Here is a 26,492-nt window from a genome sequence, read left to right on the forward strand (position 1 = left end):
GACAGGCCCGGGTTTCGACAGGCTCAACCGCGGGTGGTGTGGTTTCGACTGGCTCGACCACCGGGCACGGCGACCGGACAGACGAGAGCCGGTCGAGGCCTTCGTCGCGGGGACGTATCCCTCCCGAAGTGGAGGGCGCCCTGGCGCCCGTGAACGCGTCACCGCGACGAAGGCCTCGACCGGCTCGGCCCGTCAGCCAAGAACCGACATGACCATCACGTCAGCTCGGTCACCGGCTCCACGCCGCCGACGGTCGAGTCCAGCTCGATCACGCCGTACGTCCAGCCCCGGCGGCGGTACACCGCGGACGGACGGGCCGTCTCCTTCGAGATGAAGAGGAAGAAGTCGTGCCCCACCATCTCCATCTGGTAGACGGCGTCGTCGACGGTCATCGGCTCGGCGTGGTGCAGCTTGCGCCGGATCACCACCGGGGAGTCGCCCAGCTGCTCCTCGACGGCGTCACCGGGCTCGGCGAGCGCGACGGGCGCGGACGGCTGGGCCGCGGCCTCCGTGGCGGCGACCTCGTCGTAGGGGCGGACGTCCACGGACGGGAGGACGTCGCCGCCCGCGCGGCGGCGGTGATCCTTGCGGCGGTCGCGCGATCGGCGCAGCCGCTCGGTGAGCTTGTCCAACGCGATGTCGAGGGCTCCGAACCGGTCGTCCGCCGCGGCCTCCGCGCGGATCACGGGCCCCTTGTCGTGCACGGTGAGCTCGACCCGCTCCCGGACCTCGGAGAGCCGCGGGTTGTTCTCGCGCGTCACCTCCACGTCCACCCGGCGAGCGGCCGGTGCGAGCTGGGTGACCTTGCTCAGCTTGTCCTCCACGTGCCGGCGGAACCTGTCCGCCACCTCCGTGTGCCTGCCGACGACGACGATCTCCATCGTGTTGCTCCACTTCGTCGTGAGGCCGCCCACTTCACGAGCGGCCCGGGTCTGTCCGTCTGGGCACCCCGTCCGGGGCACCGTGCTCGGCACCACCTCCCGGGTCGCCGGACGCGAGTCCGGACAGCTCGTGGGTCGCACGGGCGAGCGGCCCGGACCGAGGTCTCGGGGGCGTCTCGCCCGCGTGGGACCCCCAGGCTAACCCCCTCTCGCGTGCCAGGGATACCGGTGGCGCGAGGAGGTTCCTCAGCTCTTTCGTGACGGCCCCGGGAGGCGGGGTGGCGGCCAGCACGAGGGCGCCGAGGACGTCCGCGCCGACGTCCTCGAGGGCGCGTTCCGCGGCCGCGAGCGTGGAGCCGGTCGTGACCACGTCGTCGACGAGCAGGACCGCGGGGCGGGCACCGCCGGCGCGGGCCAGCACCCGGTCGCGAGTCACCACGGACCGGGTGAGGTTGCGCGCGCGGGCGCGCGCGCCGAGGCCCACCTGGTCGCGCCCGTGGCCGCGCCGGGTCAGCGCAGGGACGACCGTCGCGCCGAGCCCCGCGTCGTGCAGCCCGGCCGCGGCAGCGCGGGCGAGGACGCGCACGTGGTCCCGGCCGCGCGCCCGGCGGGACGCCGCCGTGGAGGGTGCGCCGACCACGAGCAGCGGTCGCCCGTCGACGGCGCGCGCGACCGGCGCCGCGACCGCGCGCGCCGCCGACCGCACGGGCGGGCCGACGAGCCGGTCGAGGTCGGCGCGTCCACGGTCCTTCCACGCGACGACGAGCTCGCGCACCGGACCCGCGTAGGCCGCGAGCGCCCAGACCGGCAGCACGGGGACGCCGTCGAGCCGGTCCAGGCGCCCGGCCGCGGCCTCGACGCGGGCCGGCGGGCCGCCGAGCAGGGCCTCGCAGGCCGGGCACCAGGGCACGTCGACGGCGCCGCAGCCGGGGCACCACACGGGCACGACGAGGCGGCCGAGCTCGCGGAGCCACCCGACGGGTGGCGCGGTCGTCGTCGTCGAGGGCATGCGGGCAGCGTGCCCCGCCCGCGACGCCGCGCGGTCGCCCGTGCCGGGGCCTGGGGACGACGGCTGCCTGGGGGCAGCCTCGGGCCCCCGTCCCCATTTGCGGCGGCGTCAGCCCGGGTAGGCGACCAGGTCGACGCCGTCGGACACCATCGACCACAGCGCGGAGCTCTGTCGCGAGTACAGGGTCCCGCCGCTGTCGATGGCGAGCATGGCCCCCGTCCCGACGGATGCCGTCACCGACCTCGGTTCCGGGACGCCGGGCTGCGCCCGGGACAAGCCGCCCTGGCCGGCGAGACCGCCCACACCGGAGAGGAAGACCGCTGCGTCACCGTCGGCCTCCTGGCCGATCAGGGCGAGCACGGCCTCGTCCTGCCATGCCGCCTGCGTCACCTGCCGCACGGAGGCGCCGACCTGCACGGGCGCCGAGAGGCCGGTCGGGACGTTCTCGGCGTCGCGGACCACGCCGGCCACGTGCACCAGGCGACCGCTGGGGCCGGAGCTGACGATCGCGACGCGGGCGCCCTCCGGCGACACGTGCACGGACCGCACGGTCCGCGACGACAGCCAGTCGACGTCCAGGGTCCGCACCGCGCCGGACGGCATCGCCACGAGGAGCTCCGAGCCCTGCGCGCTCCACACGGCGCCGAACCGGTCGACGGACGGCGCCACGAGCTTCGCGCCGGACAGGAGCACGTCGGGCGCGCCGTCGCCGGAGACGCGGACGATGCGCCGCGTGCCGTCGCGCACCACGACCGGCTCGTCACCGGGGCCGGCGGCGAGGGCCGTCGGGTCGAGGCCGGCGAGCGAGACGGGCTCGTCCGGCTCGCGGAGCTCCCGCCCGACGACGCGCACGAGCTCGCCGTCGGAGACCGCGAGCGCCTCCCCCGACGTCCGGGGTGCGGAGATCGACGGGACCTCGGCGGACGTGAGCGGCGCGTTCTGGACGGAGAGCACGACGGTGCGGCCCTCCCCCTCGGCGAGCGACGCCTGCAGCTGCGCGGTCGCGAGCGCCCGCTGGTCGGCGCTGGCCTGCGAGATCGTGGACGTGAGGCTCACGTCGATGGTGCCGTCGTCGGTCACCGTCACCGCGTCGATGGCGAGCGACGTCCCCTCCGGGATGACGGTCGTCGTCGAGTCCTGCAGCCACTCAGGCGGGCCGGCCAGGATCTCGCTGGTCGCGTCGGTGCGCCAGGTCTGCCGGGGGAACCACCGCAGGTCGGGCACCCACCAGGCGAGGTCGGGCGTCGGGAAATAAAGCGTCGTCGGGTGGAACGCCTGGCCGAAGAACGCGGCGGGGAGCATGAGGCCGTCCTCGAGCTGGGAGATCCGCCACTCCCCGCCCGCGCTGCGCGACAGGCCGAAGGACACCGTGAACTCGTTGGTCCGGGCCTCCTCGGTGTACATCCCGCGGTCGTCGAGCGTCGCGACCACGCGCACGGTCGCGTCGACCGTCGTCTCGGTCGCGTCGGCGGGGACGTCGGTGAGGTCCAGCTCGGGGTCCTCCTCCAGCACGAGCACGCGCGCGTACCGGTCCCAGCCCTCCCACGCCGCGTCCGTGACGTACTCCTGCGCGACGGCGAACGACGAGCTCGACGTGGGGCCCAGCTGCGCCACGCTGAGGAACCCCTGCACCACCTGGTCCGGGCTGGCGCCGGCCGCGGGGCCGGAGGCGATGTAGCCGATCTCGCTGATGTTCTCCAGCTCGGTGTCACCGTCGCGCACCGGCCCGTTCGTGGGGATGCGGGCGCACGCGACGGTGAGGGCGAGCACGGCCAGGACGGAGACGAGGGCGGCAGGCAGCGCCGCGAGCCGACGGCGCGGGCCGCGCACGGGCCCAGGGGTGCGGGGCGTCGTCATCGGGTCTCCTCCTCGTCGTCCGGCCGGACGGACGGGACGGGCGCGTGGGCGATGTCCACGCCGTCGGCGTCCACGACCCCGAGCTCCGGGATGGCGGTCGGCGTGGGGCCGGTCGGCGGGTTCACGACCGGGAGCTGGCCGGTGGGCGGCGCCGTGACGCCGGTCGACGGGCCCTCGAGCGGCAGCGGCGAGCCGTGCAGCCGGATCCCGGCCCGGCGCGGCAGCGTGAGCCGGAAGCTCGCGCCCTCCCCGAGGCGCCCCCACGCCTCGAGGCGGCCCGCGTGCAGGCGGGCGTCCTCGAGGGAGATCGCGAGACCCAGGCCGGTGCCGCCGGTGGTGCGGGCGCGGGCGGGGTCCGCGCGCCAGAAGCGGTGGAAGACGCGGTCGATGTCCTCGGGGGCGAGCCCCACGCCGTGGTCGCGCACGACGACGGCGACCGCGTCGGCGTCGACCCCGACCGTGACCTCGACCGGCTTGCCCTCGGCGTGCTCGACGGCGTTCACCACGAGGTTGCGCACGATGCGCTCGACGCGCCGCGGGTCGACGTCCGCCGTCGCCGGCTCGTCGGGGAGCGTCACCGACAGGAAGACGTGCTTGGTCTCGGCGAGCGGCATCGACGTGTCCGCCACGGCCGCGACGACGTCGCGCAGGTCGCGCTGCTCGACGTCGAGCACGGCCGCGCCGGCGTCGAACCGGCTGATCTCCAGCAGGTCGGTGAGGAGGATCTCGAAGCGGTCGAGCTGCGTGTACAGCAGCTCGGCGGAGCGGCGGGCGGCGGGGTCGAGCTCGTCGCGGGAGGCATGGATGACCTCGCCCGCCATCCGGATCGTGGTCAGCGGCGTGCGGAGCTCGTGCGAGACGTCGGAGACGAAGCGGCGCTGCGCGGCCGACAGCTCCTCCATCCGCGCGATCTGGTCCTCGAGGTTCCCGGCCATCTCGTTGAACGTGCGGGTGAGGGTCGCCATCTCGTCCTGGCCCTTGGCGTCCGGCAGCCGCTCGTCCAGGTGCCCGTCGGCCAGCCGCGACGCGACGGTCGCCGCACGGCGCACCGGCGCGACCGTCTGCCGGGTCACGACCCACGTGAGCGCGCCGAGCAGCGCGAGGATCGCGAGCGCGCCGAGCGCGAGGGTGCGCTGCACGAACGACAGCGTCTCCTGCTCGGCCTGCAGGGAGTAGATCGCGTACAGCTCGTACGTGCCGATGGACGGCACCTCGACCGTCGACCCGACGACGACGCCCGGCTCCGGCGCCTCGGTGTCCGTGTACTCGGCGGGGATCTGCGTGGACTGCAGCACCTGGCCCTCGGTGGTGCGCGTCGCCTCCCGCAGGTCCTCGCCGATGATGCTCTTGAGACCGATCTGCGTGCCCGTCTCGGCGAGCCGGTTCGGCTGGTCGGGGGGCCTGAGCAGCAGGAAGTCCTGCGCGCTCGACGCCCCGGCCGCCAGCGTGCGCACCATCTGCGCCAGCAGGAGCTGCAGGTCGGAGTTCGAGGTCGCGGGCGAGGAGTCGAAGGCGCTGCGCACCTGCTCGGTCATCGAGGCGTTCTCGCGCTCGATGCGGTCGACGCGCTGCTCGTACAGCCCGTCGCGGATCGAGACCGACAGGTAGAGGCCGAGCAGCGCGACCGCGACGACGCCGAGCGCGAGCGCCGACGTCACGACCCTCAGCTGCAGGGACGACCGCCACCGCCGGACGAGGTACCGGGTCCGCGAGACGGTCCAGGCGCGCCACCGCCGCCACGTCCGGCGGACGCGGCGCGCGGCGGGCTCAGCGCGGGGCACCGGCCTTGTAGCCCACGCCCCGCACGGTCAGCACGACCGTCGGGTTCTCGGGGTCGCGCTCCACCTTGGAGCGCAGGCGCTGCACGTGCACGTTGACCAGGCGGGTGTCGGCGCTGTGCCGGTAGCCCCAGACCTTCTCGAGCAGCACCTCGCGGGTGAACACCTGCCAGGGCTTGCGGGCCAGCGCCACGAGCAGGTCGAACTCCAGCGGGGTGAGGCTGATGCGCTCGCCGTCGCGCACCACGTTGTGGCCGGTGACGTCGATCTCGACGTCGCCGATGCGCAGCCGCTCGGGGCCGGGGTCGTCGTTGCGGCGCAGCCGGGTGCGGATGCGGGCGACGAGCTCCTTGGGCTTGAACGGCTTCGTCACGTAGTCGTCGGCGCCGGACTCGAGGCCGAGCACGACGTCGACCGTGTCGGTCTTGGCGGTGAGCATGATGATCGGGACGCCGGACTCGGCGCGGATCTCGCGGGCGACCTCGATGCCGTCCTTGCCGGGCAGCATCAGGTCGAGCAGGACGAGGTCGGGCTGCTCGTCGCGGAAGGCGACGAGGGCACCGTCGCCGTCGGCGCAGAACGTCGGCTCGAACCCCTCGGACTTCAGGACGATACCGATCATCTCGGACAGCGCAGTGTCGTCGTCGACCACCAGGACACGGGACTTCATGCGGCCATTCTGCCAGCCACGGCGCCAGGTCCGGTGGAAGGCCGCGTGAGCGGGCGGGCGCGCCGTACTAGGGTCGGGGCGACCGGCGTCACAGCCGGTCCCTCCAGCACTCCGCCAGCAACGCCACCAGCACAGCCCCGACAGTCCCGTCCGCCGACGTCGCGTCGGCACGACCCGACCGCCCTGCAGCCCGGGAGGCCGCGATGAGCACGCCCGACCAGCCCCAGCCGCCGTCCGGCTGGGGGGACGCCCCCGAGCCGCCCCGCTACGGCCAGCGCGCGCCCGAGGGCGCCCCGCAGCCGCCCGCCCCCGGGCAGTACGGGCAGCAGTACGGACAGGGTCAGTACGGGCAGCAGTACGGGCAGAGCCCCTACGGCCCGCAGCCGCCGGCCGCGCCGCCGGCGACGAAGCCCGGCGTCGTGCCGCTGCGCCCGCTGTCGCTCGGCGAGATCTACGACGGCGCGTTCACGGCGATCCGGCACAACCCGAAGGTGATGCTCGGCGCCGCCACCCTCGTGATCCTCGTGGCGACGGTGCTCGGCGTGCTGGTCGCGCAGCTCATCGTGCCGTCGCTCTCGGCGTCGTTCTCCACGCTGGCCGAGTCCGACCCGGAGATCACCGAGCTCGGGTTCGACAACCTCATCGCCCAGACGCTCGCGTCGTCCCTCGGCATGAGCGTGACCCTGCTGCTCGCCCAGCCCGTGGTGGAGGGCATCCTCACCGTCTCGGTGAGCCAGTCGGTCATCGGCCGCAAGCTGAGCCTCGGCGAGGTCTGGGAGCGGCTCCGCGGGCGCGTCGGCCGGCTCATCGGCTGGGCCCTGCTGCGCTCGCTCGCCGGTGCCGTCGGGACGTTCGTCTGGTTCTTCGTCCTGGTCCTGCTCGTGGCCCTCGTGAGCGAGCAGTCCACCGGGGCCGCCGTCGGCCTCGGGCTCCTGCTCGGTGCGGGATACGTCGTGGTCGTCGTGTGGCTGGGCGTGCGCATCGGGCTCGTCGCGCCCGCGCTGGCGCTCGAGGGGCAGGGCCTGGGCAGCACGGTCGCGCGCGCCTGGCGGCTGACGCGCGGGTCCTTCTGGCGCCTGTTCGGCATCTACCTGCTCGCGATGATCATCGTGAGCGCCGCCGCGTACATCATCACGATCCCTCTCGGCCTCATCGCGGGCGTGATCGGCGGGACCGGGGGCAGCACCGAGTCGTTCACCACCGCGACGGTGGTCATGAGCGTGCTGTCGTCGGTCATCTCGGCCGCGATCACGACGATCTTCGTGGCGGCGGTCGTCGCCCTGCTCTACATCGACGTGCGGATGCGCCGCGAGGGCCTGGATGTGCAGCTCGCGGCGGCGGCGCAGGCGTCCGACGGCGGGCGGCCCGGCGGCGAGCCCGGCGCCCGACCCGGACCCCCGCCCGGCATGCTCGCGTGAGCGGTGTGTCGGCGATGGTGCACGGGGTCGTGACGACCCTGCTCGTCGACGTGCCCGCCGCCGTGCCCGTGGACCCCGACCGGGAGACGGCGCACCGCTGGCTCCTGGAGGAGCTGTCGCGACCCGAGTACTCCACGCAGCCGTCGCTGCTGGAGCGCCTGCTCACCTGGCTCGGCGACCTGTTCGACGGCCTGACCCTCGGCGAGGGGCGGTTCCCGCTCGCGTTCGTGGTCGTGGTGGTCGTGGTGCTCGTCGCCGCGCTCGCCTGGTGGGTGGCCGGGCCCGTGCGTCTGGCCCGCCGTCGTCGGCGCTCCGTCGTCGTGCTCGACGGCGACGAGCGCACCGCGGCCGAGCTGCGGGCCTCCGCCGACGACGCGGCCGCCCGCGGCGACTGGTCCGCGGCCGTGCTGGACCGGTTCCGCGCGCTCGTGCGCTCCCTGGAGGAGCGCGTCGTGCTGGACGAGCGCCCGGGGCGGACGGCGCAGGAGGCCGCGCACGACGCCGCCGCGCGGCTGCCCGTCGTCACCGCCGAGCTGCACGACGCGGCCCGCCTGTTCGACGACGTCTGCTACGGCACGCTGCCCGCCGGTCCGGAGGACGACCGCCGGCTGCGCGACCTCGACGAGCGGGTGCGCGGGCTGCGGCCCGCGCCGCTCGCGGCCGCCGCGGCACCGGACGGGGTGGGGACGCCGTGACGGCACCGACGCCGACGACGCCCGGCTCGACCCGGGGCACCGTCGAGGGCCAGACCGTGGGTGCCGGCTCGCCGGACGCCGTGGTCTCGCCGGTCGTGACGGGGGACGGCACCACCGGCCGCGGTCGCACCGCCCACCGCTGGCGCCGGACCCGCTGGACGCTGCTGGTGCTCGGGGTGCTCGCGCTCGTGGTGGCCGTGCTGGCCGTGCAGCGCCCGGCCACGTCCACCACCCCGTACGCGCCCGACAACGCACAGCCGACCGGTGCCCGCGCCGTCGCGCAGGTGCTCGGGCGGCAGGGCGTCGAGGTCCGCCACGTCACCCGCGTCGCGGACGCCGTCGCGGCGGCCGGGCCGGGCACGACGCTGCTGGTGACGCCCGGGAGCATGCTGCTGCCCGAGCAGGTCGACGCCCTGGCCGGCGTCGACGCGGACCTGGTGCTGCTCGGCGCCGACGACGAGCTGGTGCGCGCGGCCACCGACGGCGCCGTCAGCCGTACGCCCGGGGCCGCCGCTCCCGCGTTCGCCGTCGAGCCGGCGTGCGACCTCCCGCTCGCCACGCGCGCCGGCACGATGTGGCTCACGCCGGGACTCCAGGCCGAGCCCGGGGCCACCGACGTCACGCTCTGCTGGCCGGTCGACGGGCCGGCGGCGCTGGCGCGCGTCGAGCCGGCCGGAGGCGCCGGCGGGCGGGTCGTGACCGCCGTCGACGACCCGTCCTTCGTCACCAACGGCGCGGTGCTGGACCACGGCGACGCGGCGCTCGCGCTGGGCCTGCTGGGCGCGCAGGAGACGCTGGTGTGGCTCGTGCCCGACCCGCTGGACACGAGCTCGACGGGCGAGGGCGGCGCGCCGTCCGCCGGCGCCGGCGTCCTGCCGCCCTGGGCGGGCGTCGTCGGCCTGTGGGCGCTGCTGGTCGTGCTCGTCGCCGCGGTGTGGCGGGCCCGCCGGCTGGGACCGCTGGCCGCGGAGGAGCTCCCGGTCGTGGTCCGCTCCGCCGAGACCACCCGCGGCCGCGGCCGCCTCTACCGGCGGACCCGGTCCCGCGGGCACGCCGCCGCGGGCCTGCGCGCCGCCACCGCCGAGACCGTCGCGCGCCGCCTGGGCGTGCCCCGGTCCGCCGACGCCACGGCGCTCACCGAGGCCGTCGCCCGCGCCACCGGCCGGCCCGCGCACGACGTGGCCGACCTGCTGTACGGCCCACCACCCCACGACGACGACGCGCTCACCGAGCTCGCGCGTCGGCTCGACACCCTGGAGAGCGAGGTCCACCGATCGTGACGACCCCCGACGAGAACCCGCAGGGCACGCCGCTCGCGGCCCCTGCCGAGCCCACCGCGTCGACCACAGCGTCGACCACCACCCCGGGCGACCCGGCGACGCCGGCACCCCCCGCGCCGCAGGCCGCTCCCCCGGCGCCGGAGGCCGCGGGTGCCCCGTCCCGCGAGCTGCGCGCCGCTCTCGCCGGCGTGCGCAGCGAGGTGGGCAAGGCGGTCGTGGGCCAGGACTCCGCGGTGACGAGCCTGCTCATCGCGCTGCTCTGCTCCGGCCACGTGCTGCTCGAGGGCGTGCCCGGCGTCGCGAAAACCCTGCTGGTGCGGGCGCTCGGCGCGTCGCTCGACCTGTCGACGAAGCGCGTGCAGTTCACGCCCGACCTCATGCCCGGCGACGTCACCGGGTCCCTGGTGTACGACGCGCGCACGGCCGAGTTCTCGTTCCGTGAGGGGCCGGTCTTCACGAACCTGCTGCTCGCGGACGAGATCAACCGCACGCCCCCGAAGACGCAGGCGTCCCTGCTGGAGGCGATGGAGGAGCGTCAGGTGTCCGTCGACGGCACGCCGCGGCCCCTGCCGGACCCGTTCGTCGTCATCGCCACGCAGAACCCGGTGGAGCACGAGGGCACGTACCCGCTGCCCGAGGCGCAGCTCGACCGCTTCCTGCTCAAGGTGGTGCTTCCCGTCCCCGAGCGCGAGCAGGAGATCGAGGTGCTGGCCCGGCACGCCGCCGGCTTCGACCCGCGCGACCTGGGCGCCGCGGGCGTCCGGGCGGTCGCCGGCCGCGAGCAGCTCGCCGCCGCGCGGGCCGAGGTCCGACAGGTCCAGGTGGCACCCGAGGTGCTCGGCTACGCCGTCGACCTGTGCCGCGCCACCCGCCGCTCCCCCTCGCTCTCGCTCGGCGTGTCCCCGCGCGGCGCCACCGCGCTGCTCGCGACGTCGCGCGCCTGGGCCTGGCTGTCGGGGCGCTCGTACGTGACGCCCGACGACGTGAAGGCGCTCGCGCACCCCACGCTGCGGCACCGCGTCCAGCTGCGGCCCGAGGCGGAGCTCGAGGGCGTCACCGCCGAGAGCGTCCTCACGACCGTGCTCGCGACCGTCCCCGTCCCCCGCTGAGCGGGACCCGGACATGGCGCTGACGTGGCGCGCCGTCGTGCTGGCGGCGCTCGGGGTGATCCCGGTGGTCCTGTTCCCCGTGCCGGGGACGGTCGTGGTGTGGGCGCTGGTCGTGGCGGCCGTGTGCGCCGTCGACGTCGCCCTCGCCGCGTCCCCGCGCGCCGTCGCGCTCCAGCGCCGCACCCCCCGCTCCGTGCGGCTCGGCACGACCGCCCGCTCGGAGCTGGTGGTCACCAACACCGCGCGACGGCGGCTGCGCGCCGTCGTCCGCGACGCCTGGCCGCCGTCGCTCGTGCCGGACGCGACCCTGCGCACCGACGGCGCGGCGGCCGGCGAGCCGCTGGTGGCCCGCTCGGCCCGGCACGACGTCGACCTGCCGCCCGGGGAGTCCGCCCGCGTGCGCACCCCGCTGCGGCCGACCCGCCGCGGCGACCGCGCCGCCGGGCCGGTGACGGTCCGCTCGTTCGGGCCGCTGCGCGTCGCAGCCCGCCAGGCGTCGATCCCGGTGCCGGCCCGGCTGCGCGTGCTCCCCGAGTTCGCCAGCCGGCGCCACCTGCCCTCCCGGCTGGCGCGGCTGCGCGAGATGGACGGGCGGGCCGCCGTGCAGGTGCGCGGCGAGGGCACCGAGTTCGACTCGCTGCGCGAGTACGTGGTGGGCGACGACGTGCGCTCGATCGACTGGCGCGCCACCGCCCGCCGCGGCGACGTCGTCGTGCGCACCTGGCGGCCCGAGCGCGACCGGCGCGTGGTGATCGTGCTCGACACCGGCCGCACGTCCGCCGCACGGATCGGCACCGCCGCCGCGGCCGACACCGAGCGCGCGCCCGAGGGCGCGGACGACGACGCGCCGTCGTCGCTCGGCGGCACGCGGCTGGAGGCGGGCATCGAGGCCGCGCTGCTGCTCGGGGCGCTCGCCGACCGCGCGGGCGACCGCGTGCAGGTGCTGGCGTACGACCGGGCGCTGCGGGCCCGGGTCGCGGGCGCGTCCGGCCCGCGGCTGCTGCCCGCGCTGGCGGAGTCGCTGTCGACCGTCGAGCCCGCCCTGCTGGAGACGGACTGGCCCGGCCTCGTCGGGCAGGTGCGCCAGCGGGTCGCGCAGCGCTCGCTCGTGGTGCTGCTGACGTCGCTGGACCCTGCGGCCGTCGAGACGGGCCTGCTGCCCGTGATCGACCGGCTCTCCGGCACCCACCAGGTGGTCGTCGCGGCGGTCGCCGACGCGGACGCCGCCCGGCTGCGCGCCGACCGGTCGTCGGCGGCCGCCGTCTACGACGCCGCAGCCGCCGCTCGTGCCCACCTGGAGCGGGCGGCCGTCTCCACCGTGCTGCGCCAGCACGGCGCCGAGGTCGTCGAGGCGCTGCCGGACGACCTCGCTCCCCGGCTCGCGGACACCTACCTCGCGCTCAAGGCCGCCGGGCGGCTCTGACCCCGAGCGTCGTGGGCGCTCAGCCGACGGTCGGGACGACCTCGCCGGCGCGGTCGGCGTCCAGGTCGCCCGTGAGCCCCGCCGCGGTGGCGCGCCGGCCCAGCACGACGACGTAGACCCAGAACCCGGCGAGCGCGATCGCGCCGATGACGATCTTGAGCCACCAGGGCAGCGCCGAACCCGTGACGTACCCCTCGATCAGACCGGACACCGCGAGCGCCCCGGCGAGCCCGATCGCGACGGTCACGAGCGCGCGCCCCTCCTGCGCCAGCGCGACGGTGCGCGGCCGCGGTCCGGGCGACACCGCCGTCCAGAAGAGCTTGAGGCCGGCGGCGCCGGCGACGAACACCGCGGTGAGCTCGAGCAGCCCGTGCGGCGCGATGAGCTGCAGGAACACGTCCAGCTCGTCGTAGGCCGCCATCATCCCACCGGTGGCGCCCACGCCCACCGCGTTCTGGATCAGCACGTAGGCCGGCCAGACGCCGGTGATCCCGAGGCCCACGCACTGCGCGGCGATCCACGCGTTGTTGGTCCACACCATGGCGGCGAAGGACGCGCCCGGGTCGTAGTACGACGCGAACGCCTCGTTCACGTACGCCTCGCGCTCGGCGGGCGTGCCCATCTGCGCGAGGACCTCCGGGTCCGTGGCGACGCGGTAGCCGGCGACGACGGCGAGCGCGAGGCACACCACGACGACGCCGAGCGTCCACCAGCGCACCCGGTACAGCGCCGCGGGCACGGTCACCGCGACGAAGCGGACGACGTCGGCCCAGGCCGGCTCGTGCGTGCCCGTGACGCGCACGCGGGCCCGGCTCAGCAGGTCGGAGAGCCGGGTGACGAGCACCGGGTCGGGCGCGGCCGACCGCACCGTGGACAGGTGCGTCGCGACCGCCTGGTACAGCCGCACCAGCTCGTCGGCCTCGGCGCCGTCGAGGCGCCGCTTGCGGGTGAGCACGCGGAGCCGCTCCCACTGCGGGCTGTGCACGGCGGTGAAGGCGTCGAGGTCCACGGTCGATACCCTTCCACACGGGAGACGTCGGACGAGCGGGAGATGCACATGCAGGACGGGATCGTCATCGGCGAGGGCGTGGTGCTCGACGCACGGCCGGCGTCGTTCGTCAGCCGGGCGCTGGCGGCGCTGCTCGACCTCGCGGCGCTCGCGATCGTCGGGATCACGCTGCTGGTCGTCGTGGCCCTGCAGGACGTCGCGATCGACGAGCAGTGGGCCCGGGTGGCGGGCGTCGTCGCCGCGGCGCTCGTGATGGTCGTGATCCCGACGACGGTGGAGACGCTGAGCCGCGGCCGCTCGCTGGGCAAGCTGATCACGGGCCTCCGCGTCGTGCGCGACGACGGTGGCCCGGTGCGCTTCCGCCACGCCTTCACGCGGGCTCTGGTGGGCATCGGCGAGCTGTGGCTGACGGCCGGCAGCGTCGCGCTGGTCGCGTCGCTGTCCAACGCGCGCGGCAAGCGGCTCGGCGACCTGCTGGCCGGCACGTACGTCATCCGCGTGCGGGGCGGCCGCGCCCGGACGGTCCCGCTGGCCATGCCACCGGAGCTGGCCGCCTGGGCCCGCACGGCCGACATCCGACGGCTGCCCGACGGGCTGGCCCTTGCCGCCCGGCAGTTCCTCGACCGCGCTCCCCGGCTCGCGCCCGCGTCCCGCGCGGGCCTGGCCGACGACCTGGCCGGCCGCGTCGAGCCGTTCGTCGCCCCCGGTCCGCCGCCCGGCACGCCGCCCGAGGCGTTCCTGCACGCCGTCCTGCACGAGCGCCGCGACCGAGAGCTCGAGCGCGGGCAGGCCGAGCAGGCGCGGGCCGAGGCCCGCGCCGCCACCCTGCACCGCCTGCCGTACGCCGTCCCCGACCCGCCCCGCTGAGTACGTTCACGAACGGCGACGGTCCTCGAAGCGGCCGAAGACGCGCACGAGGGCGAGCAGGACCAGCAGGTAGGCCGCGAACCAGACCGGGCGCGACGCCCACCAGTCCGCGCCCCACGAGGCCGGCAGCTCCTGCCCGAGCCCGAGGAGCGCGACCCCCACCACGGCGAACATCGCGGTGAGGTGCCACAGGTAGACGGTCATCGAGCGGCGGGCCAGGGCACCGACGGCCCGCGCTCCGGCCCCGGTCGCGGCGCGCCGCACGAGCGCCGTCCGGAACAGCAGCACCAGGCAGACCTGGGCGACGGCGTGCGCGACGACGGGCGCCGTCGGCGGGCCGAGGTTCGAGATCTCGTCGCCCGGCATCCCGACGAGGCTGAGCGGGTACGGGCCCACCGCCACCAGCACGGCCGTCGCGGCGACCGCGGCCACGGCTCCGGCGGCGAGGAGCAGCCGGGCCGTGCGGCCGGCGAGGGGGTCGGCGGCGGCCCCGGTAGTCCGGTCGAGGGCAGGACGGCGTGGGACGCTGCGTTCGGAGGCGTAGGCGATCCCGGCCAGGAACGGCGCGGCCCAGGCGAGGAGCACGTTGGCCCAGGCCAGCGCGCCGGTGAGCTCACCCGGCAGCCCGAACCGCAGCGCGTCGAGCGCCAGCGGCAGCGCCACGGCGACGGCGAGCGCGCCCCACCGCCAGCGCTGCCAGGCCGCGCGGAGCAGCGGCGTGAGCGTCATGAGCACCACCCACACCCCGAGGAACCACAGCAGCTGCGGCGCCATCAGCGCCATCCGCCACACCGCGTCGTCGGGCACCCCGAGCGCGAGCAGCGCGGCCACCGCGAGCGCCCAGGCCCCGACGAACGCCCCGACGGGCCGGGCCGTCGCCCGCAGCCGCGCCAGGACGGTTCCGGCCCAGCCGCGGCCGCCGACGACGGTGGCCCCACGCTGGTACCCGGCGGAGGCGCCGGCCGCGAAGAACAGCAGGGCCAACGGCTGCAGCCAGGTCACGAGCCATCCGGCGCCGTGCCCCAGCGCGTTGCCGACGAGGAGCGTCCGCCCGTCCCACGTGGCCTCCGCCATCAGCCAGTGCAGCAGCACCACCCCGAGGGTGCCGAGCGCCCGGACGACGTCGACGAACGGGTCGCGGGCTCGGCGCGGCCGGGCGACGGGCGCCGCGTGCGGCCGCGCGGCCGGGACGTCGGGCCGACGCCGGACGGACGGCGGCGCGGACGGGACAGGTGGGGCGGGGGCGTCGAGGACGGCCACGATGGCTCCTGAGGCTGGGCGACGAGGACCCCTCCAGCCTCGTGACCTGCGACGTCGTCCGACATGGGCCTGACCCCCGCCCCGCGCGCCACCTCCCCCGCACCGTCCCGGGGGACATCCCCCGCCGACCTGTCAGGACCACGTGCACGAATGCCTGGTCGTGGCCCTGACAGCTCGCGGGCCTCCTGACGTGTCAGGGCCACACGCACGACTCGCTGCGTGTGGCCCTGACAGGTCCTGGGTCAGGCGTCGACGCCCAGGTAGCGCAGGACGGCGAGCACGCGCCGGTGGTCGGCGGAGTCCTGCGGCAGGTCGAGCTTCGTGAAGATGGCGGCGACGTTCTTCTCCACCGCCCCGTACGACAGGTAGAGCTGCTCGGCGATGGCGCCGTTGGAGCGGCCCTGCGCCATGAGCTCCAGGACCTCCTTCTCGCGCGGCGTCAGGCGGGCCACGTCGTCCTCCGGCGAGCGGTGCGCGCCCATGAGCTGGCGCACCACCTCCGGGTCGAGCACCGTCTCCCCCGCCGCGACACGGCCGAGCGCGGCGACGAAGTCCCCGACGTCGGCGACGCGGTCCTTGAGCAGGTAGCCGACGCCGCGCGGGTCGCCCTCGAGCAGCCGGGACGCATAGCGTGTCTCGACCCACTGCGAGAACACGAGCACCGGCAGCCCGGGGTGCGCGGCGCGCAGCGCCTCGGCCGCACGCAGCCCCTCGTCCGTGTGGGACGGCGGCATGCGGATGTCGGCGACGAGGACGTCGGGCAGGGCGCCGGCGGCGGCGAGGGTCGTGACCTCGCGGACGAGGGCGTCGCCGTCGGGCACCGCCGCGACGACGTCGTGCCCGCGGCGGGACAGGAGCGCGACGAGGCCGTCGCGCAGGATGGCGGAGTCCTCGGCGACGACGACGCGCAGCGGGCCCGAGCCGGTCGCCGGGCCGGTCGACGCCCCGGGCGTCATCGGCGGGACCCGGGGGCGGGCAGCGGGATGGTCACGGTGATCACCGTAGGCCCTCCCGCGGGGCTGACCACCCGGAGCGTGCCGTCGACGCCCGACAGCCGGTCCGTGAGCCCGGCGAGGCCGCTGCCCCTGCCCGACGGGTCGGGGGCACGCACCGCGGCGCCGCCCACGCCGTCGTCGTGCACGCGCAGCACGAGCGCACGCACGGCGGCCCCGGTCGCGGCGTCCGCGACGGGCTCGACGCCGGCCACGACGTCGACGCCGGTCGCCCGGGCGTGCTTGGTCGCGTTGGCGACCAGCTCGGCGACGGCGAAGTAGGAGATGGCGGTGACGCTGGGCGGGAGGTCCGCGCCGTCGAGCCCGACCGCGTGCACGCGCACCGGCAGGGCGGCGCGCGCGGCGAGCGTCTCGAGGGCGACGGCGAGGCCGGCGTCCAGGGCGGGCGGGCGGATGCCGCGGGCGAGCTCGCGCAGCTCGGCGAGCGTGTCCTTCGTGCTGGAGTGGGCCGTCTCCAGGACGGCGGCGAGCTCCGCGGTGTCGATGCCGTCCGTGCCGTCCGTGCCGTCGCGCAGCAGCTCGCGCGCCTCGCCGATCTGCATGGCGACGGCCACGAGGTGCGCCTGGGTGCCGTCGTGCAGGTCGCGCTCGATGCGGCGCAGGCGCTCGTCGGCGTCCTCGACGGTGACGGCGCGGGCGCGCTCGGCGTACGCCACCCGCAGGCTGGCCCGCGTGGGGCTGAGCAGCCCCTCCGCCAGCATCCGGAAGAGGCCGACGAACAGGGACTGCACCTGCGGCCACAGGTAGAACAGGATCAGGCCGACCGCCGCCAGCAGGAGCTGTCGGGCCGGCGTGTCGACGAACCAGTCCGTGCCGAAGGACGCGCCCCGGTGCCACGTGCCGTCGCCGGCCTGCTGCAGCGGCAGCCAGCGCGACCAGAACCAGTGCGTCATCCCGCCGAGCGCGACGGCGAGGAACACGGTGCTCACCACGAACGCCGCGATCGCCAGGGGGAACGTCACCACCATGTACAGCAGCCCGCGCCAGGCGGTCGCGTCGCCGAGCATCCCGCCGAGGCGCCGCCAGAATCCCTTCCGCGGCTGGCGCGGCGCGGGCTCGGCGATCTCGACGCCGAGGTAACGCACCGCCATCCGCCGGTAGACCGACGCCCAGCCGCGCGCACCGAGCAGCACGCCGCCCGCCACGAACAGGCCCACGACCGTCACCGCGACGCCCGCCATGAACGACACGGTGAACAGGGCGTACGCGAGCGCGAACGGCGCGAGCAGCAGCGCGAGCCACAGGAAGCCGTAGGCGCGCCAGGTCCGGCCGTCGAACGGCGCGAGGAGGAACGGCGGCGCCCCGTCCGACGTCGCCCGCGGGGACACCGCGGGACGCTCGGCGGGCTGCGTGGCGGGCGGCGGGGTCGGCGGGGTCGCGGGCGGCGGCACCTGGCCGTCGGTGGACGTCATGCTGGTCATGCTTCCAGGCTGCCGCCCGCGGCGCCGCGCCGACATCCGGCGTGCCACCCTGCGCACGGGGGCTGTCCCCCGTGCGCAGGGCGACGGGCCGTCAGTAGCGGTAGTGCTCCGGCTTGTACGGGCCCTCCACCGGCACGCCGAGGTACTCGGCCTGCTCCTTGCTCAGCTCGGTGAGCCGCACGCCGAGGGCGTCGAGGTGCAGGCGCGCGACCTTCTCGTCGAGCACCTTGGGCAGGCGGTACACCTGGCGCTCGTACTGCCGCTCCTCGGCCGGGCGGGCCATGTCGGCGAACAGCTCCATCTGGCCGATCACCTGGTTGGCGAACGAGTTCGACATGACGAACGACGGGTGTCCGGTCGCGTTGCCCAGGTTGAGCAGGCGCCCCTCCGACAGCACGATGATCGACCGCTCGGCGCGGCCGTCGCCGGCCGGCAGCGTCCACTCGTGCACCTGCGGCTTGATCTCGGTCTTCACGACGCCCGGGACGGCGGCGAGCCCGGCCATGTCGATCTCGTTGTCGAAGTGCCCGATGTTGCCGACGACGGCCTTGTCCTTCAGCGCGAGCATGTGCTCGACGCGCACGACGTCCTTGTTGCCCGTCGTGGTGATGACGAAGTCGGCCTCGCCGATCGTCTCGTCGAGCCGGGCGACCTGGAAGCCGTCCATCGCCGCCTGCAGCGCGCAGATCGGGTCCACCTCGGACACGATGACGCGCGCGCCCTGGCCGCGGAACGCCTCGGCCGCGCCCTTGCCGACGTCGCCGTAGCCGCACACGAAGGCGACCTTGCCGCCGATGAGGATGTCGGTGGCGCGGTTGATGCCGTCCGGCAGCGAGTGGCGGATGCCGTACTTGTTGTCGAACTTCGACTTGGTGACCGAGTCGTTGACGTTGATCGCCGGGAAGATCAGCTCCCCCGCCTCGGCGAGGTGGTAGAGCCGGTGCACGCCCGTCGTCGTCTCCTCGGTGACGCCGCCGATGCTCTGCGCGATCGTCGTCCAGCGCAGCGGGTCGGAGTCGAGCGCCCGGCGCAGCACGCCGCGCACCACGTTCATCTCGTGGGTGTGGTCCGGCTCGCCCGGCAGCGTGTCGGGCGGCACCACGCCGGCGCGCTCGTACTGCAGGCCGAGGTGCACCAGCATCGTGGCGTCGCCGCCGTCGTCGAGGATGAGGTTCGGGCCGCCCTGGCCGTTCTCCGCGCCGGGCCACACGAGGATCTGCTCCGTGCAGTCCCAGTACTCCTCGAGGCTCTCGCCCTTCCACGCGAAGACGGGGACGCCCTGCGGGTCCTCGGGGGTGCCGTGCGGGCCGACGACGATCGCCGCGGCCGCCTCGTCCTGCGTGCTGAAGATGTTGCAGCTGGCCCAGCGGACCTCGGCGCCGAGCGCGACGAGCGTCTCGATGAGGACGGCGGTCTGGACCGTCATGTGCAGGGAGCCGGCGATGCGGGCGCCCGCCAGCGGCTGCGCCTCGCCGTACTCGGCGCGCAACGCCATGAGGCCGGGCATCTCGTGCTCGGCGAGCCGGATCTGGTGCCGGCCGGCCTCCGCCAGCGCGAGCGAGCGCACCTTGTAGCGGCCGGGAGCCTCGTCGAAGCCGGTCGTGCCGGGTGCCTCAGCGGTCGTGGACATGGTCGCCCTCCTGGGGTCTGCGGTATGAGCCGTGTGCGCTGGGGGCTCCCGTCTGCGCGTGGCCCGCCGTCGGTCGTCGACATGGCGGGCCAGCACCCAGGGTAGACCGCGGCAGGTCCGGGACGCAGCGAGGCCGGCGCCCGTCCGGGTGCCGGCCTCGCCTTCGTGTCGAGCTCCGTCAGCGCTTCGACGCGCGGTAACCCGCCTTGCGTGCGGCCGCCTCGGTCGTGAAGCACTCCTCAGGCTTGGTCTTCTTGTAGTACTGACCGCCCGGCACGTGATAGATCCAGTCCGTCGAGTGGGACGTGGTCTGGTTGCCCTTGATCGGCGCCCAGCTGGGGCAGTTGTACTCGCTCACCGGGGTCGTGCGCGACGGCTTCTTGCCCTGCTTGACGACGAGCTTCTGGGTGAGCTTCTTCGTCTTCGTGCCGGACCAGACCTTCTTCTTCGCCGACGTCAGCTTGTAGGTCTTGTAGGTGACCTTCGTCGTCACCGTGTACGTGCCGGCCCTGAGCGCCACGGACGTCTTGTTCTTGGCGACGTACCTGCCCCGCTGGGCCACCGTGAGCGTCTTGGTCTTCACCGAGACCTTCCCCTTGGCGGTGACGCTCGGCTTCACCGTCGCCTTCTTCTTGTAGGGCGCGGTCTTGGTGCCGATCTTCTTGACCGTCACGGACGTGGCGGTCGCCGCCGACGCCGACGGCGCGGACAGCGTCGCGGGGACGACTGCGAGCGGCGCGGCCAGCAGCGTCACGGCGGTGACGAGGGCGACGAGGCGTCCGCGACGACGCGCGGGCAGGGTCGGGTTCACAGGTGCCTCCAGGTGGGTGGCCCCGTTCCCGGGGCAAGGGTCCGCGATGCGATCCGCGGGCACGCCCTCTCGCCGGGCGGTGCGTCGGAATCGCGGGACAAGTATCCCCGAGCAAGCCCGCCGACCCGGCCGTCAGCGGCGGACTTCACCCATCGACGACGAGGCGCCCGCCCCCGACGAGTGTCGGGGGCGGGCGCCCACGGTCCGTGCGGGGCAGGCCCGCTCAGCTCTCCAGCGACGGCACGACGTCCGGGTACTCCTCCAGCCATGCCTCGACGCCGGCGGCCGGGTCGTCCGCGTTCTGGTTGACGACCTGGTCCTCCAGGGCGCCGTACTGCTCGTCGTCCAGCTTGATCTTGCTGATCCAGTCGGCGACCTCGGGGTTCTCCTCCGAGAAGCCCTCGGTGCCCAGGAAGTGCAGCCCCTCGGTCTCGCCGAGCGCGCCCTTCGGGTCCTCCAGGTCCTTCACCGGGAAGGCGGAGTTGGCCCAGAACGGACGCCACAGCGTGACGAGGATGTCCTCCTTCTTGTCCGTGGCCTTCTTGAGCTCCGTCAGCATCGCCTGCGTGGACGACTCCTTCAGGGTGTAGCCGGCCTCGTCGAGCCCGTACTCGGGGATGACCGAGTTCTTCGTGATGTCCGTGAGGCCGGCACCGGGCTCGATGCCGATGATCTCGCCGTTGAACGTGTCGGTGTTGGCCGCGAGCTCGTCGATCGAGTCGATGTCGGTGTACTCCGGCACCGCGAAGGTCAGCTTCGCGTTGTCGTAGTAGGTGTCCAGGTCCTCGATGTCGCCCTCGTACTGCTTCATGTACGAGGCGTGCGTCACCTCGGGCCAGGCGGACGGGTAGATGTCCACGTCGCCGTCGGCCAGGGCGGTGTAGAGGACGCCCGCGTCGCTGATCTCCTTGTGCTCGACGGTGTACCCCGCCTCCTGCAGCTTGGCGTCCAGCAGGTACGCGGTGCTCAGGCCGTCGGTCCACGAGGGGATGTAGCCGAGGGTGATGGTCTTGTCGTCGCCGCCGCTGCCGCCGTCGTCGCTGCCGCAGGCGGCCAGCGTGAGGCCGAGCGCCACGACGGACGTGAGCGCGACGCCCCGGCGGAGATGCTTGCGATGGGTGTTCATCTGAAGAGTTCCTTTCGTCGTCGGGGACGCGAGGCTCCCCGAGTTCAGTTCTTCGGTCAGACGCCGGCGCCGACGGCGGACTCCGCCGCCTTCTTGCGGCTCGTGAGCTTCGTCAGGAGGGCCCTGCCGGTGGGCTGACCGATCGCGCCGGTCAGTCGGTCCAGGTAGATGGCCAGGATCACGACGGACAGCCCCGCCTCGAACCCGAGCGCCACGTCGATGCGCGAGATGGAGGTGACGACCTCCTGGCCGAGGCCGCCGGCCCCGACGAGCCCGGCGACGACCGCCATGGACAGCGAGAGCATGATCACCTGGTTGACGCCGGCCATGATCGTCGGCAGCCCCAGCGGCAGCTGGATGCCGCTGAGGATCTGGCGCGACGTGCCGCCGAAGGCCTCGCCGGCCTCGACGGTCTCGCGGTCGACCTGCCGGATACCGAGCTCGGTGAGCCGCACCCCCGGCGGCAGCGCGAAGATGATCGTGGCGCAGACGCCGGGCGCGACGCCGATCCCGAAGAAGATGACCACGGGCACGAGGTAGACGAAGGCCGGCATCGTCTGCATGAAGTCGAGCACCGGTCGCACGACGGCGCTCACGGTGTCGTTCTGGGCCGCCAGGATGCCCACGGGCACGGCGATGATCAGGGCGATCAGCGTGGCGACGAGCACGAGGCTGAGCGTCTCCATCGCGGGTTCCCACATGTCCATGCTGATGATCAGCAGCGTGCCGACCAGCGTGAACAGCGCGAACGTCCAGGAGCGCACGAGCAGGGCCAGCACCGCGAAGATCACGGCCATCACCAGCGGCGGGGGTCCCAGCAGGATGCTCGAGATCAGGTCGACGAGGAACGTCAGCGCCGCGCTGATGCCGTCGAGCAGCCCTTCGAGGTTGTCGGTGATCCAGTCGACGGCGTCCGCGACGGCGTCACCGATGTGCAGGTCCGGCAGCGGGTTGCCGTCGGCGGCGGCGAGAAGCGTGGGGGACATCAGAGAGCTCCTGCCGTGTCGGGGGCGGACTGGCCGTCGGCGGGTCGTTCACCCGTGCTGTCGCCGTCTCGGCCGTCGCTCGGGACGGCGTCGACGCTGTCGGGTACGGAGAGCGCGCTGAGCAGCGTGACCCTCGGGATGACACCCTGCAGCCGGCCCTGCTCGTCGACGACCGCCAGCGGGGCGCGGCTCGAGGCCGCGTCCCCGAACAGCTCGATGAGCGGGGTCTCGGGCGTCACCCGGATGACCGGCTCCCCGCTCAGGGGCAGCCGGTCGGCGCCGGTCTTGACCGCGGCGGCGACGTCCTCCTCCCAGACGAAGCCCTCGAGCCGGCGGTTGCGCCCGGTCACGAGCAGGGCGGGGACCTGGTGCTCGCGCAACAGCTTGTGCGCGGCCTTCGGGCCGGTCTCCGCCCCGACGACGGCCACGGGCCGCTCCATGACGGCAGCGGCGGTGAGCACGCGGCTGCGGTCGACGTCGGCGACGAACTGCGCGACGTAGTCGGTGGCGGGCTCGTTGAGGATCTGCTCGGCCGTGCCGACCTGCACGATGCGACCGTCGCGCATCATGGCGATGCGGTCGCCGAGGCGCATGGCCTCGTTGAGGTCGTGGGTGATGAACAGGATGGTCTTGCCCAGCTCGGACTGGAGCTCCAGCAGCTGGTCCTGCATCTCCTTGCGGATCAGCGGGTCCAGGGCGCTGAACGCCTCGTCCATGAGCAGGACGTCGGTGCCCGAGGCGAGCGCGCGGGCCAGGCCGACGCGCTGGCGCATGCCGCCCGACAGCTCGGACGGCAGCGAGCCGCCCCAGCCGGCCAGGCCGACCATGCCGAGGGCTTCCTCGGCGCGCTGCTCGCGCTCGGCCTTGTTCACGCCCCGCAGCTGCAGCGGGTAGGCGGCGTTCTCGCCGACGGTCCGGTGCGGCAGCAGCGCGAAGTGCTGGAACACCATGCTGACCTTGGTGCGGCGGACCTCGCGGAGGCCGGCCTTGGACAGGTGCGTGACGTCCTGCCCGTCGATGCTGATGGATCCGGCGGTGGGCTCGAGGAGGCCGTTCACGGTGCGGATCAGGGTGGACTTGCCGGAGCCCGACAGTCCCATGACGACGAAGATCTCGCCGGGCGCGACGTCGAACGTGGCGTCGATGACCGCGGCGGTGAGACCTTCCTTGCGCAGCTTGGCGCGATCGGCGCCTTCTTCCAACATGCGGACGCCGCGCTGCGGGCGGCGTCCGAAGATCTTCGTCAAACCATTTGCCTGGATGGCTGACACAACTCTCCCGGGGTCGGGGACATGGCCTGCCCGGTGCGACGGCAACGCTCGTCGGCCGGGCGTGGGCGGCATCGGCACGGGATCGCACCGGCACGACACGGCCACACACTGTTCACGACGTTAGGCCATCTCCGGCACGGCTCTGTACGCGGCCCTGGCAAAACCCTCGTGATCTTTATCATGCTGTGACCAACAGGGCCGATGAGGCACGGATCCACCCCGGTGTCATCTGGAACTGTCCAGCGCCCCGGGCATCCACCCCGGACCGGTCGCTACGGTGACCTGGTGCCCTCGCTCCTCGGACCGCTCCGTCGTGACCGCGACCGCCTCCATCTCGCCCTCATGCTCGCCCTGACGTTCTCCACCGGGATCGCGGACGCCGTCGGCTATCTCGGCCTCGACCGGGTGTTCACCGGCAACATGACGGGCAACGTCGTCATCCTCGGGATGGCGCTCGCCGGAGGGGACGACCTCCCCGTCGCCGGGCCGCTGCTCGCGCTGGGCACGTTCATGGCCGGGGCGGCGCTGGCCGGCGTCGTGCTGCGGCCCGTGCAGGTGGGGTGGACGACCCGCACCACCGGGATGTTCGCGACCGTCGGCGCCCTGCTGGCGGCGATCACGGTGCTGCTCGCCGTCTCGGGCGACGACCTGCCGCACGCCGTGCAGCTCACCGTGACCGGGCTGCTGGCCCTCGCGATGGGCATGCAGGCGGCGACGGCGCGTCATCTGTCGGTCAAGGACGTCACGACGGTCGTCGTCACGTCGACCATCACCGGCCTGGCCGCCGACTCCCGCCTCGCCGGCGGGCACGGCACGAACTCCGGGCGGCGCATCGCCGCGATCGCCCTCATCTGCGCCGGTGCCGCCGCCGGCGCCCTGCTGCTGCAGGCCCACCTGGCGTGGGGCGTGGGCGTGAGCGCCGTGCTCACGCTCCTCGTCGCCGCTCTCGGACACACCACGGAGGACCCTCGATGACGTTCACTCCCCCGACCCCCCACCCCACGCGCCCGGACCTGCGCGGCACGTTCGGGATGGCTGCCTCCACGCACTGGCTGGCGAGCGCGAGCGCCCAGTCGGTGCTGGAGCGGGGCGGCACCGCGTTCGACGCGGCCGTCGCGGGCGCGTTCGTGCTGCACGTCGTCGAGCCGCACCTCAACGGCCCCGGCGGTGACATGACGGCGATCCTCGCGACGGCGGACGAGCCCGCGCGACCTCGGGTGCTGGTGGGCCAGGGCCCGGCGCCGGCCGGGGCGACGATCGCGCACTACCGCGACGCCGAGGGCCTGGACCTCGTGCCCGGCTCGGGCGCGCTGGCGGCCGCCGTGCCTGGCGCCGTCGACGCGTGGCTCCTGCTGCTGCGCGACCACGGCACGTGGACCGTCGCCGACGTCCTCGCCCCCGCGATCGGGTACGCGCGCGACGGCCACCCGGTGCTGGCCGCCGTGTGCCGGACGATCGAGGGCGTCGCCGGGCTCTTCCGCGAGCACTGGCCCACGTCGGCGGAGCGATGGCTGCCGGGCGGGCGCGCCCCGCGGCCCGGCGAGCTCCTCACCAACCCCGAGCTCGCGGCCGTGCTCGCGCGCCTCGTCGCCGCCGAGACCGACGCCGCCGCGGACGGTGCCGACCGGGCCGGCGCGGTGGACGCCGCCCGAGCCGCGTGGAGGGCCGTCGTCGGCGAGGCCGTCGAGGAGTTCGTGCGCACCCCGCACCGGCACGCCGACGGCCGCGACCACCCGGGGGTGCTGTCCGCGGCGGACGTCGCGGGGTTCGAGGCGTCGTTCGAGGACGCCACGACCATCGACTTCCGCGGGTACACCGTGGCCAAGACCGGGGCCTGGGGGCAGGGCCCCGCACTGCTGGAGGCGCTGCGCATCCTCGACGGGTTCGACGACGCGCGGCTCGACCCGTCGACCGAGCTCGGCGCGCACACGGTGCTCGAGGCGCTCAAGCTCGCCCTCGCCGACCGCGACACCTGGTACGGGGACGACGACCGCGGAGGCGGCGTGCCCCTCGACGTCCTGCTCTCCGCCGAGTACGCCACCGCCCGCCGCGCCCTGATCGGCGAGCGCGCGTCCCACGACGTCCGCCCCGGCGACGTCGCGGGCCGCGACACCCCGGTGATGCCTCCCCTGCGCACGTCGTACGCCACGGACGTCCCGGCCGCGGCCCTGCCCGGCGCCCCGGCCGGGGGCCCCGCGGCCGGCGTCGGCGAGCCGACCGTCGTCGTCGGGGCGACCGCGCCCCTGAACGGCGACGGCCTCGAGACCGACGCCACGGGCGCGACCCGCGGCGACACGTGCCACCTGGACGTCGTCGACCGCTGGGGCAACATGATCAGCGCGACGCCGTCGGGCGGCTGGCTGCAGTCCTCCCCCACGGTGCCCGGACTCGGCTTCGCCCTGGGCACCCGGCTGCAGATGACGTGGCTGGACGAGGCGTCGCCGTCCGCGCTGACGCCCGGCCGCCGGCCGCGCACCACGCTCACCCCGACGCTCGTGCTGCGCGACGGCGAGCCCGTGCTCGCGTGCGGGTCGCCGGGCGGCGACCAGCAGGACCAGTGGCAGCTCGCGTTCCTGCTGCGCGTGCTGGTGGGCGGGTACACGCCGCAGGAGGCGATCGACGCCCCGGCCCTGCACACGACGTCCGCGCCGGGCTCGTTCTGGCCGCGCACCTGGACGCCCGGCGGCGCGGTCGTCGAGGACCGCCTCGGCGCCGACGTCCTCGCCGGGCTGGCCGAGCGCGGCCACGTGCTCACGCTCGCGGGCGACTGGGCGCTCGGGCGCCTCAGCGCCGTGTCGCGCGACCCCGCCACCGGCGTGCTCGGCGCCGCGGCGAACCCCCGCGGCGCGCAGGGGTACGCCGCGGGCCGCTGACGACAGCGGCCGATCCGCCTCTCCCCCCGGGGGGGGGGGGGGGGGGGGGGGGGGGGGGGGGGGGGGGGGGGGGGGGGGGGGGGGGGGGGGGGGGGGGGGGGGGGG

Annotated in this window: 22 protein-coding genes; 8 read left to right on the forward strand and 14 right to left on the reverse strand. The window is 75.0% G+C overall.

Annotation, left to right across the window (positions count from 1 at the left end; genetic code table 11):
• Positions 1-215: 215 nt before the first annotated feature.
• The 5 genes from hpf to mtrA form a co-directional block, all read right to left on the reverse strand.
• Complete coding sequence (hpf, locus tag ACQP6G_RS20390) at positions 216-881, reverse strand: ribosome hibernation-promoting factor, HPF/YfiA family (RefSeq protein ID WP_429767087.1); 666 nt, start codon at positions 879-881, stop codon at positions 216-218.
• Positions 882-915: 34 nt separating this feature from the next.
• The gene (locus ACQP6G_RS20395; protein ID WP_429767088.1) at positions 916-1,890 is read right to left on the reverse strand and encodes a ComF family protein; all 975 of its coding nucleotides are present in this window, start codon (positions 1,888-1,890) and stop codon (positions 916-918) included.
• Positions 1,891-1,998: 108 nt separating this feature from the next.
• On the reverse strand, positions 1,999-3,747 hold the full coding sequence (locus ACQP6G_RS20400; protein ID WP_429767090.1) for an LpqB family beta-propeller domain-containing protein: 1,749 nt from the start codon (positions 3,745-3,747) through the stop codon (positions 1,999-2,001).
• On the reverse strand, positions 3,744-5,528 hold the full coding sequence (gene mtrB, locus ACQP6G_RS20405) for an MtrAB system histidine kinase MtrB (protein WP_429767092.1): 1,785 nt from the start codon (positions 5,526-5,528) through the stop codon (positions 3,744-3,746). The genes ACQP6G_RS20400 and mtrB overlap by 4 nt, the downstream gene beginning before the upstream one ends.
• A complete protein-coding gene (gene mtrA / locus ACQP6G_RS20410; protein ID WP_429735004.1) occupies positions 5,515-6,195 on the reverse strand; it encodes an MtrAB system response regulator MtrA in 681 nt (226 codons plus the stop codon). Before mtrA ends, mtrB begins: the two co-directional genes overlap by 14 nt.
• Positions 6,196-6,398: 203 nt before the next feature.
• Here mtrA and ACQP6G_RS20415 point away from each other — a divergent pair, with 203 nt between their 5' ends.
• The 5 genes from ACQP6G_RS20415 to ACQP6G_RS20435 are packed head-to-tail and all read left to right on the forward strand — an operon-like array spanning position 6,399 to position 12,120.
• Complete coding sequence (locus ACQP6G_RS20415) at positions 6,399-7,613, forward strand: DUF7847 domain-containing protein (RefSeq protein ID WP_429767094.1); 1,215 nt, start codon at positions 6,399-6,401, stop codon at positions 7,611-7,613.
• Positions 7,610-8,308 carry a DUF4129 domain-containing protein gene (locus ACQP6G_RS20420; RefSeq protein WP_429767096.1) on the forward strand — a complete coding sequence of 233 codons (699 nt, stop codon included), beginning with the start codon at positions 7,610-7,612 and terminating at the stop codon, positions 8,306-8,308. The genes ACQP6G_RS20415 and ACQP6G_RS20420 overlap by 4 nt, the downstream gene beginning before the upstream one ends.
• Positions 8,305-9,588, forward strand: coding sequence for a DUF4350 domain-containing protein (locus ACQP6G_RS20425; protein WP_429767097.1), 1,284 nt, complete (start codon positions 8,305-8,307; stop codon positions 9,586-9,588). Before ACQP6G_RS20420 ends, ACQP6G_RS20425 begins: the two co-directional genes overlap by 4 nt.
• Positions 9,582-10,697 carry an AAA family ATPase gene (locus ACQP6G_RS20430; protein ID WP_429767131.1) on the forward strand — a complete coding sequence of 372 codons (1,116 nt, stop codon included), beginning with the start codon at positions 9,582-9,584 and terminating at the stop codon, positions 10,695-10,697. Before ACQP6G_RS20425 ends, ACQP6G_RS20430 begins: the two co-directional genes overlap by 7 nt.
• 13 nt (positions 10,698-10,710) lie before the next feature.
• Entirely contained in the window at positions 10,711-12,120 is a 1,410-nt protein-coding gene (locus ACQP6G_RS20435; protein WP_429767098.1) for a DUF58 domain-containing protein, read from the forward strand.
• Positions 12,121-12,139: 19 nt separating this feature from the next.
• On the opposite strand, the gene ACQP6G_RS20440 is transcribed toward ACQP6G_RS20435, so the two are convergent.
• A complete protein-coding gene (locus tag ACQP6G_RS20440; protein WP_429767101.1) occupies positions 12,140-13,129 on the reverse strand; it encodes a stage II sporulation protein M in 990 nt (329 codons plus the stop codon).
• Positions 13,130-13,177: 48 nt separating this feature from the next.
• Here ACQP6G_RS20440 and ACQP6G_RS20445 point away from each other — a divergent pair, with 48 nt between their 5' ends.
• On the forward strand, positions 13,178-13,996 hold the full coding sequence (locus ACQP6G_RS20445) for an RDD family protein (RefSeq protein ID WP_429767133.1): 819 nt from the start codon (positions 13,178-13,180) through the stop codon (positions 13,994-13,996).
• Positions 13,997-14,002: 6 nt separating this feature from the next.
• Here ACQP6G_RS20445 and ACQP6G_RS20450 read toward each other — a convergent pair whose 3' ends face one another.
• The 8 genes from ACQP6G_RS20450 to ACQP6G_RS20485 form a co-directional block, all read right to left on the reverse strand.
• Positions 14,003-15,256 (reverse strand): acyltransferase family protein, encoded by a 1,254-nt coding sequence (locus ACQP6G_RS20450; RefSeq protein WP_429767103.1) that lies wholly within the window; start codon positions 15,254-15,256, stop codon positions 14,003-14,005.
• A gap of 242 nt (positions 15,257-15,498) precedes the next feature.
• A complete protein-coding gene (locus ACQP6G_RS20455; RefSeq protein ID WP_429767105.1) occupies positions 15,499-16,212 on the reverse strand; it encodes a response regulator transcription factor in 714 nt (237 codons plus the stop codon).
• Entirely contained in the window at positions 16,209-17,690 is a 1,482-nt protein-coding gene (locus ACQP6G_RS20460) for a sensor histidine kinase (protein WP_429767106.1), read from the reverse strand. Before ACQP6G_RS20460 ends, ACQP6G_RS20455 begins: the two co-directional genes overlap by 4 nt.
• 91 nt (positions 17,691-17,781) lie before the next feature.
• On the reverse strand, positions 17,782-19,320 hold the full coding sequence (gene ahcY, locus ACQP6G_RS20465; RefSeq protein ID WP_429767108.1) for an adenosylhomocysteinase: 1,539 nt from the start codon (positions 19,318-19,320) through the stop codon (positions 17,782-17,784).
• A gap of 178 nt (positions 19,321-19,498) precedes the next feature.
• Entirely contained in the window at positions 19,499-20,131 is a 633-nt protein-coding gene (locus tag ACQP6G_RS20470) for a sunset domain-containing protein (protein WP_429767110.1), read from the reverse strand.
• Between the two features lie 223 nt (positions 20,132-20,354).
• Positions 20,355-21,257, reverse strand: coding sequence for a glycine betaine ABC transporter substrate-binding protein (locus ACQP6G_RS20475; RefSeq protein ID WP_429767112.1), 903 nt, complete (start codon positions 21,255-21,257; stop codon positions 20,355-20,357).
• Positions 21,258-21,313: 56 nt separating this feature from the next.
• Positions 21,314-22,243 (reverse strand): ABC transporter permease, encoded by a 930-nt coding sequence (locus ACQP6G_RS20480; RefSeq protein ID WP_429767114.1) that lies wholly within the window; start codon positions 22,241-22,243, stop codon positions 21,314-21,316.
• Positions 22,243-23,448 (reverse strand): quaternary amine ABC transporter ATP-binding protein, encoded by a 1,206-nt coding sequence (locus ACQP6G_RS20485; RefSeq protein WP_429767116.1) that lies wholly within the window; start codon positions 23,446-23,448, stop codon positions 22,243-22,245. Before ACQP6G_RS20485 ends, ACQP6G_RS20480 begins: the two co-directional genes overlap by 1 nt.
• Before the next feature lie 351 nt (positions 23,449-23,799).
• Here ACQP6G_RS20485 and ACQP6G_RS20490 point away from each other — a divergent pair, with 351 nt between their 5' ends.
• Complete coding sequence (locus ACQP6G_RS20490) at positions 23,800-24,489, forward strand: YoaK family protein (RefSeq protein WP_429767118.1); 690 nt, start codon at positions 23,800-23,802, stop codon at positions 24,487-24,489.
• Positions 24,486-26,387 carry a gamma-glutamyltransferase family protein gene (locus ACQP6G_RS20495; RefSeq protein ID WP_429767119.1) on the forward strand — a complete coding sequence of 634 codons (1,902 nt, stop codon included), beginning with the start codon at positions 24,486-24,488 and terminating at the stop codon, positions 26,385-26,387. The genes ACQP6G_RS20490 and ACQP6G_RS20495 overlap by 4 nt, the downstream gene beginning before the upstream one ends.
• Positions 26,388-26,492: the final 105 nt, after the last annotated feature.

The sequence above is a fragment of the Isoptericola nanjingensis genome (assembly GCF_050311635.1).
In the GTDB taxonomy this organism is placed as follows: Bacteria; Actinomycetota; Actinomycetes; order Actinomycetales; family Cellulomonadaceae; genus Isoptericola; species Isoptericola nanjingensis.